Annotated in this window: 16 protein-coding genes; 5 read left to right on the forward strand and 11 right to left on the reverse strand. The window is 70.4% G+C overall.

The window, feature by feature from the left end:
• Nucleotide 1: 1 nt before the first annotated feature.
• The 3 genes from METY_RS13745 (at nt 2) to METY_RS13755 (ending at nt 5,356) form a co-directional block, all read left to right on the forward strand.
• A complete protein-coding gene (locus tag METY_RS13745) occupies nt 2-1,432 on the forward strand; it encodes a LutB/LldF family L-lactate oxidation iron-sulfur protein (protein WP_103121964.1) in 1,431 nt (476 codons plus the stop codon).
• The gene (locus METY_RS13750) at nt 1,429-2,382 is read left to right on the forward strand and encodes a LutC/YkgG family protein (RefSeq protein ID WP_103121965.1); all 954 of its coding nucleotides are present in this window, start codon (nt 1,429-1,431) and stop codon (nt 2,380-2,382) included. Before METY_RS13745 ends, METY_RS13750 begins: the two co-directional genes overlap by 4 nt.
• Nucleotides 2,383-2,635: 253 nt before the next feature.
• The gene (locus tag METY_RS13755; RefSeq protein ID WP_103122047.1) at nt 2,636-5,356 is read left to right on the forward strand and encodes a bifunctional acetate--CoA ligase family protein/GNAT family N-acetyltransferase; all 2,721 of its coding nucleotides are present in this window, start codon (nt 2,636-2,638) and stop codon (nt 5,354-5,356) included.
• Nucleotides 5,357-5,543: 187 nt separating this feature from the next.
• Here the strand turns inward: METY_RS13755 and METY_RS13760 are convergent, their stop codons facing one another.
• Complete coding sequence (locus METY_RS13760; RefSeq protein ID WP_020186136.1) at nt 5,544-5,780, reverse strand: Lrp/AsnC ligand binding domain-containing protein; 237 nt, start codon at nt 5,778-5,780, stop codon at nt 5,544-5,546.
• A 130-nt stretch (nt 5,781-5,910) separates the two neighbouring features.
• On the opposite strand from METY_RS13760, the gene METY_RS13765 reads away from it, so the two are divergent.
• Nucleotides 5,911-6,852, forward strand: a complete 942-nt coding sequence (locus tag METY_RS13765) for a sugar kinase (protein WP_103121966.1) — start codon at nt 5,911-5,913, stop codon at nt 6,850-6,852.
• Nucleotides 6,853-6,889: 37 nt separating this feature from the next.
• Here METY_RS13765 and METY_RS21620 read toward each other — a convergent pair whose 3' ends face one another.
• The 4 genes from METY_RS21620 to METY_RS13785 form a co-directional block, all read right to left on the reverse strand.
• The gene (locus METY_RS21620; protein ID WP_103121967.1) at nt 6,890-7,996 is read right to left on the reverse strand and encodes a methyl-accepting chemotaxis protein; all 1,107 of its coding nucleotides are present in this window, start codon (nt 7,994-7,996) and stop codon (nt 6,890-6,892) included.
• A gap of 190 nt (nt 7,997-8,186) precedes the next feature.
• Entirely contained in the window at nt 8,187-9,095 is a 909-nt protein-coding gene (locus METY_RS13775; protein ID WP_444849092.1) for a phosphatidate cytidylyltransferase, read from the reverse strand.
• A gap of 17 nt (nt 9,096-9,112) precedes the next feature.
• On the reverse strand, nt 9,113-9,745 hold the full coding sequence (locus METY_RS13780; RefSeq protein ID WP_103121969.1) for a lysophospholipid acyltransferase family protein: 633 nt from the start codon (nt 9,743-9,745) through the stop codon (nt 9,113-9,115).
• Entirely contained in the window at nt 9,742-10,386 is a 645-nt protein-coding gene (locus METY_RS13785) for a CDP-alcohol phosphatidyltransferase family protein (protein WP_244593650.1), read from the reverse strand. The genes METY_RS13780 and METY_RS13785 overlap by 4 nt, the downstream gene beginning before the upstream one ends.
• A gap of 172 nt (nt 10,387-10,558) precedes the next feature.
• Between METY_RS13785 and METY_RS13790 the strand changes: the two genes are divergently transcribed.
• Nucleotides 10,559-11,374, forward strand: a complete 816-nt coding sequence (locus tag METY_RS13790; protein WP_103121970.1) for a uracil-DNA glycosylase — start codon at nt 10,559-10,561, stop codon at nt 11,372-11,374.
• Nucleotides 11,375-11,393: 19 nt separating this feature from the next.
• Here the strand turns inward: METY_RS13790 and METY_RS13795 are convergent, their stop codons facing one another.
• The 6 genes from METY_RS13795 to METY_RS13820 all read right to left on the reverse strand — a co-directional run bounded on the left by METY_RS13795 (nt 11,394) and on the right by METY_RS13820 (nt 17,415).
• Nucleotides 11,394-12,893: a tripartite tricarboxylate transporter permease gene (locus tag METY_RS13795; protein WP_103121971.1), complete on the reverse strand. Its 1,500-nt coding sequence runs from the start codon at nt 12,891-12,893 to the stop codon at nt 11,394-11,396.
• 11 nt (nt 12,894-12,904) lie between these two features.
• Nucleotides 12,905-13,384, reverse strand: coding sequence for a tripartite tricarboxylate transporter TctB family protein (locus METY_RS13800; protein WP_103121972.1), 480 nt, complete (start codon nt 13,382-13,384; stop codon nt 12,905-12,907).
• 34 nt (nt 13,385-13,418) lie between these two features.
• The gene (locus tag METY_RS13805; protein WP_103121973.1) at nt 13,419-14,396 is read right to left on the reverse strand and encodes a tripartite tricarboxylate transporter substrate binding protein; all 978 of its coding nucleotides are present in this window, start codon (nt 14,394-14,396) and stop codon (nt 13,419-13,421) included.
• A 187-nt stretch (nt 14,397-14,583) separates the two neighbouring features.
• Nucleotides 14,584-15,603: a cytochrome d ubiquinol oxidase subunit II gene (cydB, locus tag METY_RS13810; protein WP_103121974.1), complete on the reverse strand. Its 1,020-nt coding sequence runs from the start codon at nt 15,601-15,603 to the stop codon at nt 14,584-14,586.
• Between the two features lie 46 nt (nt 15,604-15,649).
• Complete coding sequence (locus tag METY_RS13815; protein WP_103121975.1) at nt 15,650-16,003, reverse strand: ADP-ribosylation/crystallin J1; 354 nt, start codon at nt 16,001-16,003, stop codon at nt 15,650-15,652.
• Entirely contained in the window at nt 16,000-17,415 is a 1,416-nt protein-coding gene (locus METY_RS13820; protein WP_103121976.1) for a cytochrome ubiquinol oxidase subunit I, read from the reverse strand. Before METY_RS13820 ends, METY_RS13815 begins: the two co-directional genes overlap by 4 nt.
• Nucleotides 17,416-17,451 lie beyond the last annotated feature (36 nt).

Genomic DNA, 17,451 nt, shown 5'->3' on the forward strand with positions numbered 1-17,451 from the left:
TATGACCCTCCATGTCACCTCCCCCGCCTTCAAGGCCAACGCGCACGAGGCGCTCTCCGACGAGGCGCTGCAGCGCGCGCTGACCAACGTCGAGAAGGGCTTCATCGGCAAGCGCAAGAAGGTCGCCGACAAGCTGCCGGAGTTCGAGGCGCTGCGGGACTCGGCGCGCGACATCAAGAACCACACGCTCGCCCACCTCGACCTCTACCTCGAGGCCTATGAGGCCAGGGTCGCCGCCGCCGGCGGCCAGGTGCATTTCGCGCCCACCGCAGCCGACGCCTCGAAGATCGTGCTCGACATCTGCCGCCGGGTCGGCGCGAAGGTCGTGACCAAGGGCAAGTCGATGATCTCCGAGGAGATCGACCTGAACACCCATCTGGAGGCCGCCGGCATGGCCGCGGTCGAGACCGACCTCGGCGAGTACATCATCCAGCTGCGCGGCGAGACGCCCAGCCACATCATCGCGCCCGCCGTCCATCTCAACCGCGACCAGGTCGAGGCCGATTTCCGCCGCGTCCACACCGACCTGCCGGACGATCGCGACCTCCAGGCGCCGGAATCGCTGCTGGCCGAGGCGCGCGGCGTGCTGCGCAAGCGCTTCCTGGCGGCCGACGTCGGGATCACCGGCGCGAACTTCCTGGTGGCGGAGACCGGCACCTCGATCATCGTGACCAACGAGGGAAACGGCGATCTCACGCAGACCTTGCCGAAGGTCCACATCGTGCTGGCCTCGCTCGAAAAGCTGGTGCCGACGCTCGACGACGTCAGCCAGATGCTGCGGGTGCTGGCGCGCTCCGCCACAGGCCAAGAGATGTCGGTCTACACCACCTTCTCCACCGGCCCGCGCCGGCCGGACGACGTCGACGGCCCAGGCGAGTACCACGTGGTGCTGCTCGACAACGGCCGCTCCTCGATGCTCGGCGGCGAGTTCCAGGAGATGCTCCGCTGCATCCGCTGCGGCGCCTGCATGAACCACTGCCCGGTCTATCATGCGGTCGGCGGCCACGCGTACGGGTGGGTCTATCCCGGTCCCATGGGCGCCGTGCTGTCGCCCTCGCTGATCGGCGTGGACAAGGCCGGCCACCTCCCCAACGCCTCCACCTTCTGCGGCCGCTGCGAGAGCGTGTGCCCGGTGCGCATCCCGTTGCCGAAGCTGATGCGGCACTGGCGGGAGCGCGAGTTCGAGCGGAACCTCTCCCCCGCCCCTGTGCGCTACGGCCTGAAGGCCTGGGGCTTCTTCGCGCGGCGGCCGGCGCTCTACCGGCTCGCGACCCGCGCGGCGATGACGACGCTGTCGCTGCTCGGCCGGAACAAGGGCCGCTTCGCCAAACTTCCCCTCGCCGGAGGCTGGACCGCCTACCGCGACTTCCCCGCGCCGGAGGGCAAGACGTTTCAGGCTCGCTGGAAGGCGCAGCAGGACAAGCGCGCATGACCGAGACCCCGTCCCTGAGCGCCCGCGAGCAGGTTCTCGCCACCATCCGCCGCTCGCTCGGCGTCACCGGCCAGGAGGCGCCGCGGCGCTTCGCGGTGGCGGAGCGGCTGAAGGTCCATCCCTCCGGCGTGCTGCCGGCGCGGGCGACGTCGAAGTCGCCTGCCGAGCGCGTCCGGCTGTTCGTGGAGATGGCTGAGGCTTCGGCCGCCACGGTCTCGACGGTCTCCTCGGCCGCCCAGGCGCCGGCCGCGATCGCGGCCTTCCTCCGCGCCCACAACCTGGCGCCGGAGATCCGGCGCGGCGCGGACCCTCGCCTCGCCGAGCTGCCTTGGGGCCAGACGACGTTGACGGTGACGGAGGGCCGGTCCTTCGGCGACGACGCCGCCGGCGTGAGCGCCGCCTTCGCCGGCGTCGCGGAAACCGGCACTCTGATCATGGCCTCCGGTCCCGAAAACCCGACCACGCTGAACTTCCTGCCGGACAACCACATCGTGGTGCTCGAGGCCGCCGACGTGGCCGCGACCTACGAGGACGTCTGGGGACAGGTGCGCGAGCGCTACGGCGCGGGCGTCATGCCCCGCACCGTGAACTGGATCACAGGTCCGTCCCGCTCAGCGGACATCGAGCAGATTCTTCTCATGGGCGCGCACGGTCCGCGGCGGCTGCACATCGTGTTGATCGACCCGGCGCACGTCGCCGACGACGCTAAGCTCGACGCCGAGCCCGTCCCGGCCGGCTCTACGCCCGCCGAGCCGCGGGTCGGCGACACGCTCGCGCTCGATCCGCAAGCCCCGGAGAGCGGCGCGCCGACGCCGCCCGAGCCGAAGCCCGCGCATCCGGCTGAACTGGTCCGGCCGGACCCGAAGCCCGACGACGCCGAGGACAAGCTCGACGAGGCGCTGGACGAAAGTTTTCCCGCAAGCGACCCGCCCTCGCAGACGCAGCCCTGACGGTCGACGCTCTCCGCCGACGTGCGTGCTTCCAGAGCGCCTGCGGCGCTCCTCATCATGAGGAGGTGGGGGGTGAATGAGGAGGCGGGGTGAGGCGCCTTGAGGCGAATCGAAAGACCTCCTCATGCTGGGGAGCCTCGCGCAAGCGAGGCCTCTCGAAGAACGAACTTCGCCTGAGCCGCATCGCGCTCCTTAACGAGCGCAGCCTATCGTGCTTGCGGACAGCGCCGGATCGGGCTTCAACCGGAACGTCATGTCGACCCGCAACCTCGACGCCGTGTTCGCGCCCCGCTCCGTCGTCCTCGTCGGCGGAAGCCCGCGGCCGGGCAGCGTCGGGCGGGCGGTGCTGCAGAACCTGCGGAACGGCGGCTTCAAGGGCCCGCTGCGGCTGGTCAATCCAGATTACGCAGAGCTCGACGGCGTCCAGGCCTCGCCCGATTTCGCAAGCCTTCCCGAACCGCCGGACCTGATCGTCGTCACCACGCCGCCGCCCACCATCGCGGGCGTGATCGACGCCGCGGGCGCCGCCGGGGCGCGGGCGGCGGCCGTGATCACCAAGGGCCTCGGCCGAGGGCCGGGCTCGCTCAGGGATCACGCCGAACAGGCGGCGCGCAGGCACGGCATGCGGCTGATCGGGCCGGGTTGCCTCGGCGTGCTCAGCCCGCACGTGAAGCTCAACGCCAGCTTCGCGCCGCAGGCGCTCGCCGGCGACCTCGCGCTGCTCTCCCAGTCCGGCGGGTTCGTCTCCTCCACCATCGAGTGGGCGACCGCCCGCGAGATCGGCTTCTCGGGGATCGTGTCGTTCGGGGACATGGCGGACGTCGATGTCGACGACCTGCTCGACCATTTCGCGATCGATCGCCGCACGCGGGCGATCGTGATGTATCTGAACGCGGTGTCGGACGCGCCGCGCTTCCTCTCGGCCGCCCGCGCCGCCGCCCGCGCCAAGCCGGTTGTCGTCATCAAGGGCGGCCGGCACGCGGCCGGCGCCCGCGCCGCGGCGACCCACAGCGGGGCGCTCGCGACCTCCGACGCGGTCTACGACGCCGCCTTCCGCCGCGCCGGCCTGCTGCGCGTCGCCGACCTCGCGGATCTGTTCGCGGCGATCGAAACCCTCGCGCATGTCGCCCCGACATCGGGCAAGAGGATCGCGATCGTCACCAACGGCGGCGGCCTTGGCGTGCTCGCGGTCGACCGGCTGATCGATCTGGGCGGCAGACCGGCCCAACTGTCCGACGCGACTATCGACGCGCTCGACGCGGCGCTGCCGCCCGACTGGTCGCGCGCCAATCCGATCGACCTCGCGGGCGACGCGACGCCTGAGCGCTACGAGGCCGCGGTGGCTGCGGCGCTGGCCGACGCCCAGGTCGACGCGGTGGTCGCCATCCACGCGCCGACCATGCTGTCGGAGGCCGCGCCTTGCGCCCACGCCATCGCCGCGGCCTCGGGCCGCGCCCGGGGGCGCACCTACCCGCCGAAGCCGGTGTTCGCCGCCTTCATGGGCTCTGAGACCGCGCCGCGGCGGATTCTGGAAGCGGCGCACGTGCCGTTCTTCCGCACCCCGGAAAGCGCGCTCGCCGGCCTGATGCACCTCGTCCGCCACGTCGAGGCGCAGGCGGCGCTGGTGGAGACCCCGCCCTCCGCCCCAGAGAGCTTCACGCCCGACCCTGCCCGCGCCCGCGCCGCGATGGACGACGCGCTCAACACGGCGCGCGAGTGGCTGTCGCCCACCGACGTCGCGGAGGTGCTGCGGGCCTACGAGATCCCTGTGCTGCCGCATGCCGTGGTGGACACGCCCGAGGCCGCGGCGGAGGTCGCGCGCGGTTTCATCCGCGCGGGAAGCGCCGCGGTGATCAAGATCGTCTCGCCGGACCTCTCGCACAAATCGGCCGTGGGCGGCGTCAGGCTCGCGCTCGACACGGCGGAGGCCGTCGAGGAGGCGGCCAGGGCCATGCTCTCCCGCGTCGCCGCGCGCGCGCCGCAAGCGCGCATCGAGGGGCTTCTGGTGCAGCCCCACGTGCGGCCCGACGACGGCGTCGAGACCTTCGCGGGCCTGTTCGACGATCCGACCTTCGGCCCCGTCGTGGCCTTCGGCGCGGGCGGAGGCGCGGTGGAGATCGTCCGTGACGTCGCCCTCGCCCTGCCTCCGCTGCACCATGGACTCGCCCGCGAACTCATCGGCCGCACCCGTGTCGGGACCGTGCTCGCGGGTTACGACGGCGCGCCGGCCGCGAACGTCGACGCGGTGGCGCAGACGCTGGTGAAGCTCGCGCAGCTCGCCGCCGACATGCCGGAGATCGCCGAGCTCGACGTCAACCCGCTGATGGTGACGCCGCAGGGCGCGGTCGCGCTCGACGCCCGTATCCGCGTCCGCCTCGCGCCCCGCAACCGCCGCGCGGGGCCGGCGAACCTGCGCCTCGCCATTCGGCCCTACCCCAAGGAGTTCGAGACCGGTCTGACCCTTGCGGACGGCTCAGAGGTGCTGGTGCGTCCCGTGCGGCCGGAAGACGAGCCCCAGGTCGCGGCCTTCTTCCGGGCGGTCGCGCCGGACGATCTCCGCCAGCGCTTCTTCACGCCGGTGAAGGAGGTGCCCCGGCCCTTCATCGCCCGCCTGACGCAGATCGACTACGCGCGGACCATGGTGCTGCTCGCGATCGACCAGCGGCAGCGCATCCTCGGCCTCGCCCAGATCCACGCGGACGCCGACGGCGTCGAGGGCGAGTACGCGATCCTGCTGCGCTCCGACCTTAAGGGCCGCGGTCTCGGCTGGCGGTTGATGCGCACGCTGATCCGCCTTGCGGAGACCGAACGGCTGCGGCGGATCACCGGACAGGTGCTGGCGGAGAACTCGACCATGCTGTCGATGTGCCGCGCGCTGGGGTTCACGGTGAAGGTCGATCCCGACGACGTCGGGGTACGGCTCGTGACGCTGGAGCTGGGACGCGGCGAGAACGTGAGGGCGGTCGCGGAGTAATCAAAAATAGGACAGGTCCTCGCGCTCCGCGGTCGCCCCGGGCTTGTCCCGGGGCCCATCAGCCCGCCGTTCGCGCAGACAAATGAGCCGGCGGGGTGATGGATTCCGGCACTTCGGCCGGAATGACGGCGTGGTTCATTGCGTCAGAGCAGGCCGACACGCGCTCGCCGCCGGTATCCCCCGCTGCTCAAAACGCCTTGAACGTGATCAGCGTGTGGGTGTCGCGCACGCCCGGCGCGGTCTGCACATGCGCGCCGACGAAGTGGCCGACGTCGACGCCGTCGTCGACGTGGTACTTCACGATCAGGTCGTAGTCGCCCGCGGTCGAGTAGATCTCGGAATGCAGCTCGAGATCGGCCAGATGCTCCGCGGTCTCGTAAGTGCGGCCAAGCTCGCATTTGATCTGCACGTAGAAGGTCTGCATCCGCCTCACGCTCCGTCGCCGCCGGGGGCCGGACCATACGGCGCGAGCGGTCGGATCGGCAACGGATGGCGCGCGCCGCCTTTCGCTTGCTATGACGGCGGACCCTGATCGCCTCGACCGAGGTCCGCGCATGCCCGCTCTCGACATCCTCTGCCTCGGCGAACCCTTGGCGGAACTAAACGAAACCGAGCCCGGACGTTTCACCCTCGGGTGCGGCGGCGACGTCTCGAACGTCGCGATCGCCGCCGCGCGGCTCGGCGCGCGGTCTGGCGTCCTCGGCGCGATCGGCGACGACGCCTTCGGCGAGGCCCTGACCGCGCTGTGGGACGCGGAGGGCGTAGACCGCACTTACATGAGCCGCGACCGCGACGCGCCGACCGGCATCTATTTCGTGACGCACGGGCCCGACGGCCACCGCTTCAGCTATCGCCGCGCCGGCTCGGCCGCGAGCCTCGTCGGGCCGGACCGCATCGCGGCGGAGGCGATCGCGGCGACACGGATCCTGCACGCCTCCGGGATCAGCCAGGCGATCTCGACCACCGCCGCCGACGGCGTGTTCGCGGCGCTGGCGAAGGCGCGCGACGCGGGCGTGGTCGTCTCCTACGACACCAATCTCAGGCTGAAGCTCTGGCCGCTCGCTCGGGCGCGCGCGACGATCCGCGAGGCGCTGACGCTGACGGACCTCGCGCTGCCGGGCCTCGACGACGCCGCGCTGCTGTTCGGCGTCGAGGACCCCGACGCGATCTGCGACGCCATCCTCGCGCTCGGCCCCAAGGTGGTGGCGCTGACGCTCGGCGCCCACGGTTGCCTGGTCGCGACGCCGGAGCGGCGCGAGCGGATTGCGGCTCACCCGGTGCAGGCGGTGGACGCGACCGGAGCCGGCGACGCCTTCGACGGCGCGTTCCTGACGAGCTACCTCGACGGGCGCGACCCTTTCGCGGCGGCGCGGCGCGCGAACGTCTCCGCCGCGCTGTCGACCCGCGGCTACGGCGCCATCCCCCCGCTGCCGCGGCGGGCGGAACTCGACGCTGAAATCACGCGCGAAGGGGCTTCACAGTTAACCGCCGGTTAGCCCAGAGCGGCGTCCGGCGGGGATGTTGAGCGTCGGTTCAGACCACGGCGGCCGACGCCGGACCCCACGCCCGTTCGGGGCGGGAAGGCGCAGGAGCCGACGCGCGCGCGGCGACCGGCGCATATTCGATGACGCCGAACCACCCCATCCCGCGGTAGGTCTCGTAGCCCGGCGTCTTGTGGAAGGCGATCAGACGCCCGGAATTGTCCGCGTAGAGGCCGGAGTCGCGCCCGCCGGTCGCGAGCGGAAACGCCTCTCCGAGAGCCGCGCCTCGGGTGCCGGCGATCACGCGATGACCGGCGTCGAGCAGCAATACGCGGCTCTGCGCGGCCTCTTCGGCGGTGAGCCTTACGCCTTCCACGATGGAACGCGCTTGCGGCTCCCAGTCGAAGTGAATCGCGAGGAAGCCCAGCGGCTTGCCGTGCGGCGCGCCGTCCTCGCGCACCGAGGCGACGTAGGTCGCGACCTGCGCGCCTCCGAGCTCCGCGCAGCGGTCGATCTCGGCGACCGCGAAATCGTCGCCCGAGGCGAGGCTCTTCGCCTTGGCGAACCAGCGCGTCCGGCTCGCGTCCGCGCCGCGCGCCGTGAAGCGCTGCGGCCGACCGTTCGCGATGACCCGGCCGTTCAGGTCGCAGAGCCAGAGGTCCAGATAAACCGTGTAAGCCGACAGGATCACCCCGAGGCGGCGCTCGGCGTGCGCGACGGCCTCTGGCCGCGGCGCCGCGGCGCAGTCCACCACGGCGCTGTCGGTGGCCCACCACCGCACGTCGCAGGTGCGCTCGTAAAGATTGCGATCGATGATCTCCACGGCGTTCAATGCGAGGTCGACGAAGCGGTCGCCCCGCGCGGCGGAGGCGAGACCGGCGACCGCGTTGCGAAGATCGTCGACGCGGGCGCCGACGTCGCCGCCGAGGCCCGCCGCAAGCGTCTCGATCTCCCGCGCGACCCCCTTCACCTCCTCCGCGACCACCGCAAATCCGGTTTGGCCGGCATGGGCCGCCTCGATCTGGGCATTCAGCGCCAGCAGCCGCATCCGCCGGGTGATGTTCTGGATCGCCGCGATGTTGGAGCGGGCGGCCTCCTTCAAGCTTTCCGCCGCCTGATCCACCACGATTCCCAAGGATTGCCCCGCCTGCGTAGCCATAGCGCCAAGCTTCCCCGACTAAGTACAAACACTGAGCCGAATGAGGGGATTGCGGGGGTTAGCTGGGAGTTAATTGCGCCGAGGCCTCGTGCGGCGACACCTGCGGCAAAAACGACCCTGAATTAATTTTAGGCAGATTCGCTGGTCCGACGTGAGCGCCGCTCCGTCCAACCTGCGCCGCCCCTGTTCCTTACGCCGTGAACCAGTAACGCGTGAGGTGGAAGAACATCGGCGCGGCGAAGATGATCGAATCCACGCGGTCCAGCACGCCGCCATGGCCGGCGATGACGTAGCCCCAGTCCTTGGCGCCGAGGTCGCGCTTCACAGCGGACAGGACGAAGCCGCCGAAGAAGCCGGCGACAACGATGACGAGGCTCATCCCAGCGGCCTGCAGCGGCGAAAACGGGGTGAGTCCGTGGAGCGCAACACCGATCAGGACCGCCGTCACCCAGCCGCCGAGCAGGCCTTCGACCGTCTTCGACGGGCTGACGTTGGGCGAGAACCGTGTGCGGCCCATCAGCTTGCCGAAAACGTACTGGGCGACGTCGGAGAGCTGGGCCACCACGACGAGGTAGAGCACCAGCATCGCCGGGTCGGTCCCGGTGTCGAGCATCATCAGCGCCGGGGCGTGGCTGAGCATGTAGACGGTGAGCATCAGCCCCCACTGCACCTTGGCCTGCCGCGCGAGGAAGTCGGTGACGTCGCCCGCGAGGGTCGATATCGCGGGCAGGATCAGGAAGGCGTAGACCGGGATGAACACGGCGAAGAGGCCGTACCAGCCGGTCCCGAGCAGCAGGTAGTGGATCGGCAACGCCACGAAGAACGACAGGAACAGCGCGCGGTGGTCGCCGGCGCGCGACGGCGCGAGCGACCAGAACTCCCGCAGCGCCATGAACGACAGGCCGGCGAACAGCAGCGTGGTCGCGGCAGGTCCGAGCGCCAGCGCGCCGCCGAAGACGATCGCCATCACCCACCACGAGCGGGTGCGGGCGTTGAGGTTCTGGATGGTGGCGCGGCCCTCCGGCGTCGTCGCCCGCCGCTCCAGCGCGCGGCCGACGATGGTGGCGGCGGCGAGGATCGCGATCACGCCGACGAGCACCCAGCCGAAGGCCGCGCTCACGCGGGAGCTCCCTTGCGGCGCGGCGCAAGGCTTTCGACCGCCGCGCGGGCGCGGGCGAGAAACTCGGCCTTGGGCTCGCCCGGCACGGCTGTCAGCGGCGGACCGAACCGGGCGGTGCAGGTGAGCGGCACGATCAGGAATGAGCCCTTCGGCATGACGCGGGCCAGATTGTCGAGATGCACGGGGATCAGCTCGGCCTCCGGATGCCGCTCCGCCAGGCGATGCAGCCCGCTCTTGAACGCCGCGACCTCCTCGCCGGCGCCGCGCGTGCCCTCGGGGAAGATCAGCACCGACTCCCGACGGGCGAGCGCCTCGTCCACAGGGGCGAGCGGATCGCCCTCGCCGCGGCCGTCGCGGTCGATGAGCACGGCGCGCAGGCACTTTTCGGCGATGAAGCGCTTGAGCGCCGAGCCGCCCCAGTAGTCGCGCGCCGCCACCGGCCGGGTCCGCCGGCGCAGCTCCGGCGGCAGCGCGGAGATGACCGCGAGCGTGTCGAAGTGGCTCGTGTGGTTGGCGAAATAGATCCGCGAGCGGGGCTCGGGCGCCGTGCCCACCCATTCGCCGCGCGCGCCCACAAGGATGCGCACGAGCACGATCAGGATCTGGCGGGCGAGAGCGGCGGCGCTCATTGCGCGCGGAGCTTCGCGGCGATGGCCGCGGTGCGCGTCACGCAGGTGACAAGGCCGCCCGCGGCGATGAGCGCCACCGCGACCAGCAGCGACCAGCGCGTGTCGCTGAACGTCCACTCCACGCTCTGCGCGACCAGCGCCGCCGTCAGCGCCGCCATGCGCCGCTGCTTCGCCATGACGCCGGAAAAGTCCTGCGGCAGTCCCAACGATCCGCCGAAGACGCGGACATAGGCGGTGATGGCGGCGGCCAGCGCCGCCGCCCAACCGAGCCAGGGGTGGCCCGCGGCGTAGCCGAGGGGCACGAGCAGGAGCGTGTCGGCGATGCGATCGGGAAACTCGTTGTAGATCGCGCCCACGGCCGATTTCTTGCCGCCCTCGACCGCGACCATGCCGTCGAGCAGATTGCACACCAGCCGGAGTTGGACGCAGGCCGCAGCCGCGAGCCAGGCGAGCGGCGTGTGGCCGGCGGCGATCAGCGCGCAGCCGAGGCCCGCGAACAGGACGGAAGCGACGGAAATCTGGTTGGGCGTGACGTCGGTGCTGGCGAGGCCGCTGGCCAGCCGTATCGCCCAGCCCGACGAGCGGCTCGCGATCGGCCGACGCGCCGGCCCCTCGCCTGTGTCTAACGCCCCGGGCTGCACCCGATCGTCCCCCGCCGAAAAGCCGGCCTCCCCGCGAGGCCTCGGTGCGAGTTACACCAAATCAGGCGCAGGCTGTCGACCTTTCGCCGGAACGGCTCGGCGCCGCGGCCGGGAACACGTCCGGCGCTCGCGTCCGCCTGACTCGCGACACAGGAGCGGATAGAGTGGGCGGATGGATCCCCGCCCTCCCCTCGCCGCCCACGACGCCCAGGCGCTGCTCGACTGGTACGTCGCCATGGGCGTCGACGCCGCGCTGGAGGATGTCGGGCAGGATCGGTTTGCGGAGAGCGCCGCGAGGCTGCGGCCGCCGCCGGCCGCGGAGCCCCTCCCCGCCCAGCCCGCCGCGCGGACGCCCGCTTCGGCGGCGGCGCTGGCCGCGGCGCCCGACGAGACCGCCGCCGCGGCGCGACAGGCTGCGGCCAGCGCCGCGACGCTCGACGACCTGCGCGCGATCCTCGAGGGCTTCGACGGCTGCGCGCTGAAAGCGACCGCGAGCCGGACCGTGTTCGCGGACGGGACGCCGGGCGCCCGGCTGATGCTGGTGGGCGAGGCGCCGGGCCGGGAGGAGGACCTGTCGGGCCTACCCTTCGTCGGCCGCTCCGGCCAGTTGCTGGACCGCATGCTGGCCGCAATCGGGCTGGAGCGCTCGGAGGTCTACATCGCGAACGTCATCCCGTGGCGCCCCCCCGGCAACCGCACGCCGACGCCGCAGGAGACGGAGACCTGCCTGCCCTTCATCCGGCGGCAGATCGAGCTGGCGCAGCCCGAGGTGCTCGTGGCCCTCGGCGGCGCCGCGGCGCAGAGCCTCTTCCGCGCGAAGGACGGCATCCTGAAACTGCGCGGCAAATGGCTCGACTACGACGCCGGAGAGCGCCGGATCCGGGCCATGGCGACGCTTCACCCGGCTTATCTCCTGCGCAGCCCCGGGCAGAAGAAGTTCGCCTGGCGCGACCTCAAGGCGATCCGCCGCGTGCTCGACGGCGGCTGACACGAAGGCCCAGCCGGCGTCACGCCGCGGCCGGCGCGCTCCGCGCTCGCCGCACGAGCCGGATCAGCGGCGGCGCGAACCAGATCGCAAGCGTCGCGATCCCGCAGGCGGCGGCGATCGGGCGCTCGAAGAAGGCGAGGAACGAGCCTTCGGACTTGATCATCGAGGTGACGAAATTCTCCTCAAGCATCGGCCCGAGCACGATGCCGAGGATGCACGGCGCAATCGGGATGTCGTTCTCCTCCATGATGAAGCCGAGCACGCCGAAGCCGAGCATCAGCACCACGCCATAGGCGGCGTTGTTGGTAGCGAAGGCGCCGACGATGCAAAACGCCAGGATCGCAGGCATCAGCAGGTTGCGCGGCACCCTGAGGATCTGCTTGGCAGCTTTGATCGCCGCCCAGCCTAGCGGGATCATCGCCACATTCGCCAGGATGAAAATGATGAACACCGCGTAGATCATCTGCGGGTTGTTGATGAAGATCGTCGGGCCGGGGTTCAGGCCCTTTATGTAGAGCACGCCGATCACCACCGCCGTGATCGAGTCGCCGGGGATCCCGAAGACCAGCGCCGGCACCCAAGCCCCGGCGAGCGCGGCGTTGTTCGCCGAGGTGCTCTCGATGATGCCCTCGACATGGCCGGTCCCGAACTTCTCCGGAGTTTTCGAGAATTTGCGGGAGGTCGCGTAGGACACCCAGGCGGCGATGTCCGCGCCGGCTCCCGGCAAGGCGCCGATCGCGGTCCCCATCACGTTGCCGCGAAGCTGCTGCGGCCAGTACTTGACGAACATCCGACCCCAGCCGGTGAAAAGGTTCCCCACGGCGGCCTGCGGCGCCGACCAGCCGGCCGTGCCGTGAACCATGACGCGCAGCACTTCCGACACCGCGAACAGGCCGATCATCGCCGGGATGAAGTCGACGCCACCCATCAGGTCGACGCTGCCGAAGGTGAAGCGCGGCACGCCGGCGGGGTTGTTGAGCCCGACGGTCGCGATCAGCAGGCCGAGGAACAACGAGACCAGCCCCTTGGTGGCGGAGCCCGATCCTATGAACACCGCGCAGGTGAGGCCGAGCAGAGCGAGCCAGAAATACTCGAAGGACGAGAACTTGAGCGCGACTTCGGCCAGCATCGGCGCGCCAATGATCAGCACCGCTGTGCCGAACAGGCCGCCAAGCGCGGAGAAGAACAGGTTGGCCCCGAGCGCGATCTCGCCCTCGCCCTTGCGGGTCATGGCGTAGGCCTCGGAGGTGTAGGCGGCGGAGGCTGGGGTTCCGGGAATGCGCAGCAGCGTGCCGGGGATGTCGCCGGCGAAGATCGCCATGGCCGAGCACGAGATCATCGCGCCAACCGCTGTGATCGGATCCATGAAGAACGTCACCGGCACCAGCAGCGCGATCGCCATGGTGGCGGTGAGCCCCGGTATCGCCCCCACGAACAGGCCGAAGGCGGCGGCGAGGCCGATGACCAGCAGGACATGCCCTTGAAACACGAGCCCGAAGGCGGCTTCGATCGCCTGCATCGCGGGTCTCCCTAGAACGGCAGCAGGACGCCGCGCGGCAGCGGCACCCTGAGCAGCAGCGTGAAGGCCTGGTGGATCACCACGGCGGTGGCGACGCCGACGACCAGCGCCACCCAGGGTTTGGCGTCGAGCAGGAGACAGCAGCCGGTCACCACCGCCGCCATGGCGAGGAGGAAGCCGAGGACCGGCGCGAACAGCACGTAGCCGGCCACCAGCGCGAGGCAGGCTGCGAGGTTGAACCAGGCGCGGCCGCTGCGGCACCAGTCGCCGCGCGTCTCGCCGGGCTGGGGCGGCTCCGCGACGCGGCGGCGCCGCACGCCGTCGAAGACGAGCTTCAGCCCGCAGCCCGCCAGAAACACGGCGACCACCGTCGGGAACACCGAGGCGCCGTACTGCTGGCCGGGGATCGCTGGAAAGGCGCGGGCGGCGTAGGTCGTCGCCGCCCCCAGCCCGACGAGGGCGGCCCCGATGATGGCGTCGTTCACACGCATGCGGCTCTCTTCTCGACCGGCGTGGCGGGAGCGCTCAGCGCGCGAGGCCGACCTTCTTCATGACCGCCCCGAGTTCGGCGTCGCCCTTCGCCATGAACGCGCCGAACTCCGGCCCTTCGGCCCAGACCGCGCCGAACCCCCGGCTGCTCATGAAGTCCGTGTATTCCTTGGACTCGTAGACCTTCTTCAGCGCCGGGATCAGAACCTTCTGCACGTCCTCCGGCAGGCCCTTGGGCGCGACGATGCCGCGCCAGGCCCCCATCTCCCACACCACCCCCACGGTCTCCTTCAACGTCGGCACGTTCGGGAAGGCGGCGTTGCGTTCCGCTCCCATCACCGCGAGGCTCTTTACGCGCCCGGCGTCGATCAGCGACCGCGCCTCGGGGATCGAGCAGGGGACAATCTGCACCCCGCCCGCCACCAGATCCTGCAGGCCCGGCGCCGCGCCGTTCGAGGGCACCCACGGCACCGATTGAGGATCGATCTTTAGTTCGGACAGCATGGCGGCCATGGCGAGATGCCAGATGCCGCCCTGCCCCGTGCCGGACGCCTTCAGCTTGCCAGGATTGGCCTTGATCGCCTCGATCAGCGCCTTGATGTCCTGGTGAGGCGAGTTCGACGCCACCTGCACCGCCGCGATGTCGTGGTTCATCAGGGCGAGCGGGGTGAAGTCGGCCGGGGTCAGAGGGGTCAGCCCCTGCCAGTGCATCATCCCGATCTCGACCGTCGCGATGCCGATGGTGTAGCCGTCCGGAGCGGCGCTCGCGATCGCGGTGTGGCCCACGACGCCGGAGCCGCCGGTGCGGTTCACCACGCTGACCGGCTGGCCGAGTTCCTTCTCCAGCAGCGAGCCCACGATCCGGGCGACGGCGTCGGTTCCACCTCCCGCGCCCCAGGGGACCAGCAGCTGGATTGGGCGGTCGGGATAGGCGGCCCGCGCCGGCGCGGCGAACGGCAGCGTGGCCGCGAGCGCAAGGCCGGCGACGAGAGTCCTCAGCAGCTGGCGACGCATGGTCGGCCCTCCTCCTACGGCGCGTTTCGATCCCATTGGGCTCGCCGTTTGCGACGATGCCCGCCGCCCGGCGAGGCCGGCGCGGCTTTTGTAAGATGCGAACGGTAGGGAGCGGGCTCCGTCCCTGTCAATCAAATGTTCGATGGCCGAGCAGTTGATTCAGGCGACCAGCGCCGCGGGGGCGCAATCAGTGATACCCCTCGCCCTCGCGGACTTTGCCGCGGAACAGCCAGTACACGAACACGGTGTAGCCGATGATGATCGGGAAAAGCACGATGGTGCCGGCCCCGAGGAATATCTGCGAGGCCGGCGCCGCTGCCGCGTCCCAGAAGGTGATGGTCGGCGGCACCAGATAGGGCCAGGTCGAGATCGCGAGGCCGACGAAGCCGAGCAGGAACAGCGCGATCGACCCCAGAAACGGCAGGATTTCGCGCCCAGCCTCCAGCCCGCGCCACACTCCGAAAGCGACAAGCGCGGTCAGCACGGGCGCAGGCCACAGATAGAGAATGTTGGGCAGCGAGAACCAGCGGTCCCAGATCCGGTCGATCGCGAGCGGCGTCCAGAGGCTGACGAGCGCCATCGCCCCCAGCATCGCGACCAGCAGGCCGGGCGCCTGCGCGCGGGAGCGGCGGGCGACCTCGCCGTCGGTCTTCATGTTGAGCCAGGTCGCGCCGAGCAGCGCGTAGCCCAGCACCACGCCGACGCCGCAGACCAGCGAGAACGGCGTCAGCCAATCGAGCGGGCCGCCGGCGAACTGCAGCCCGTTCGTCGGGGTCGGCCGCACGTCGATCCCCTGCAGCAGGCCGCCGAGGATCAGGCCCTGGCAGAAGGCCGCCACGATCGAGCCGCCGGCGAAGGCGACGTTCCAGACGCCCTTGTTGGGCTTCGCCACCCAACGAAATTCAAAGGACACGCCGCGGAAGATCAGCGCCAGCAGCATGACGATGACCGGCAGGTAGAGCGCCGGCATGATCACCGCGTAGGCTTTGGGGAACGCCACCCACAGGCCGCCGCCGCCCAGCACCAGCCAGGTCTCGTTGCCGTCCCAGAACGGCGCGACCGTGTTCATCATCTGGTCGCGCTCGTGTTCGGTCTTCGTGAACGGGAACAGGATCCCGATGCCGAGGTCGAACCCGTCGAGCACAACGTACATCGCGACGGCGCCGCCGATGATCAGCCCCCAGGCGAGCGGCAGATACCATTCCATGGACGTGACGCTCCCTCAGCTTCTCGCACGCCAGCGGCGCAGCAATTCATGGAAAGGACTGGACGACTGTAATTTCGCCAACGATCGACGCGTTGAACGCCGGCAACTCTTCCGCCGGTATCCAGTACTCAAGATGATCGCGACCGCCGGCCTCCTGCGGCGCATAGGTTCGGAGAAAATCCTCGCGAACCTCGAAGCGAGTGACGTAGCCCGCACCGCTGGCGGGGACGTTCCAGTCCCGCGCGATCTTCGCTGCGTACTCCTCGGTCAGCACCGGATAGAAGATTGGCTGATCCGGCAGCCGAGGCGGAAAGGCGCGGGACCCCGCCGCGCGTATGAGGGCGAGTTCCTCCGGTCCAACGGGTCGCCACAGAGTCACTGTGCGTGGCGCGTCGCTCACCGCGCGGGCTCCATCGCGCCGTCGTGGACGACCTCGCCCACGGCCTCGCCAGCGCCCGACAGCGGACGGTTGGGCTGGCCGTGGCGCGGCGGGGCGGTGACGGTCGCGTCGGGGCCGCGGTTGATGAGGCGGTTCACGTAGTAGACGCCCATCGAGAAGACCACGCAGTAGACCAGCACGAAGAGCGCGAGCGAGGTCCAGACCGCGCCTGCCGTGACCGGGGAGACGGCGTCAGCGGTGCGCAGCACCCCATGCACCACCCAAGGCTGGCGGCCGGTCTCGGTGGTGATCCAGCCCGACAGGATCGCGACGAAGCCGAGCGGCCACATGCAGGAGGCCGGCCACTGGAACCAGGTCGCCTCCCACAGCGTCCCCCGCCGCCACAGCCAGGCGCCGACGAGGCCGGTCGCGATGAACAGCATCCCGATCGCGACCATCAGCCGGAAGCCGAAGTAGGTGGTGATGAGCGGCGGCCGCTCGTTGGCCGGAAAGTCCTTCAACCCCTTGATGCGTCCGTCCCAGTGGTGCGTCAGGATCAGGCTCGAAAGGTTGGGGATGGCGAGTTCGAAGTCGGTGCGCTCGGCTTCCGCGTTCGGCCAGCCGAAAAGCGACAGCGCGACCGGCTTGGAGCCGTCCCAGTGCGCCTCCATGGCGGCGATCTTCGCCGGCTGGTGCTCCAGCGTGTTGAGGCCATGCGCGTCGCCGACGAAGAGCTGCAGCGGAGCGACGATCGCGATCATGCCGACCGCCATGCGCACCATGGTGCGCGCGTCCTCGCCGAACCGCTTCTGCAGGAGGTAGCGGCACCCGACCGCCAGCACGACCACCGCCGTGGTGAGGTAGGCCGCGATCATCATGTGGGCGAAGCGGTAGGGGAACGAGGGGTTGAAGATGATCCTCACCCAGTCGGTGGGATAGGCGATCCCGTCCTTCATCTCGAAGCCGGCCGGCGTGTGCATCCAGCTGTTGGCGGACAGGATCCAGAAGCCCGAGATCGCGGTGCCGACCGCGACCACGCAGGCCGAGGTGACGTGCAGCCACGGCGGCACCCGGGTCCAGCCGAACAGCATGATCCCGAGGAAAGTCGCCTCGAGGAAGAAGGCGGTCAGCACCTCGTAGCCGATCAGCGGGCCGATGACGTTGCCGACGACCTCGGAGAACCGGCTCCAGTTGGTCCCGAACTGGTAGCTCAGCACGATGCCCGAGACGACGCCCATGGCGAAGGAGACCGCGAAGATCTTGGTCCAGAACCGGGCGAGGCGGTGATAGCGCTCAGCCCCGGTCTTCGACCACAGCAGCAGCAGCGTCGCGATGTAGGCGGAGGTCCCGATCGAGAAAGCCGGGAACACGATGTGGAAGGAGACCGTGAAGGCGAACTGCAGCCGCGCGAGGAAGGTGGGGTCGAAATCCATCCGCCGTCTCCCATCCAGGCGCCGGGCGCCTCGCGT

The organism is Methylopila sp. Yamaguchi (genome assembly GCF_002897035.1).
Taxonomy (GTDB): Bacteria; Pseudomonadota; Alphaproteobacteria; order Rhizobiales; family Methylopilaceae; genus Methylopila.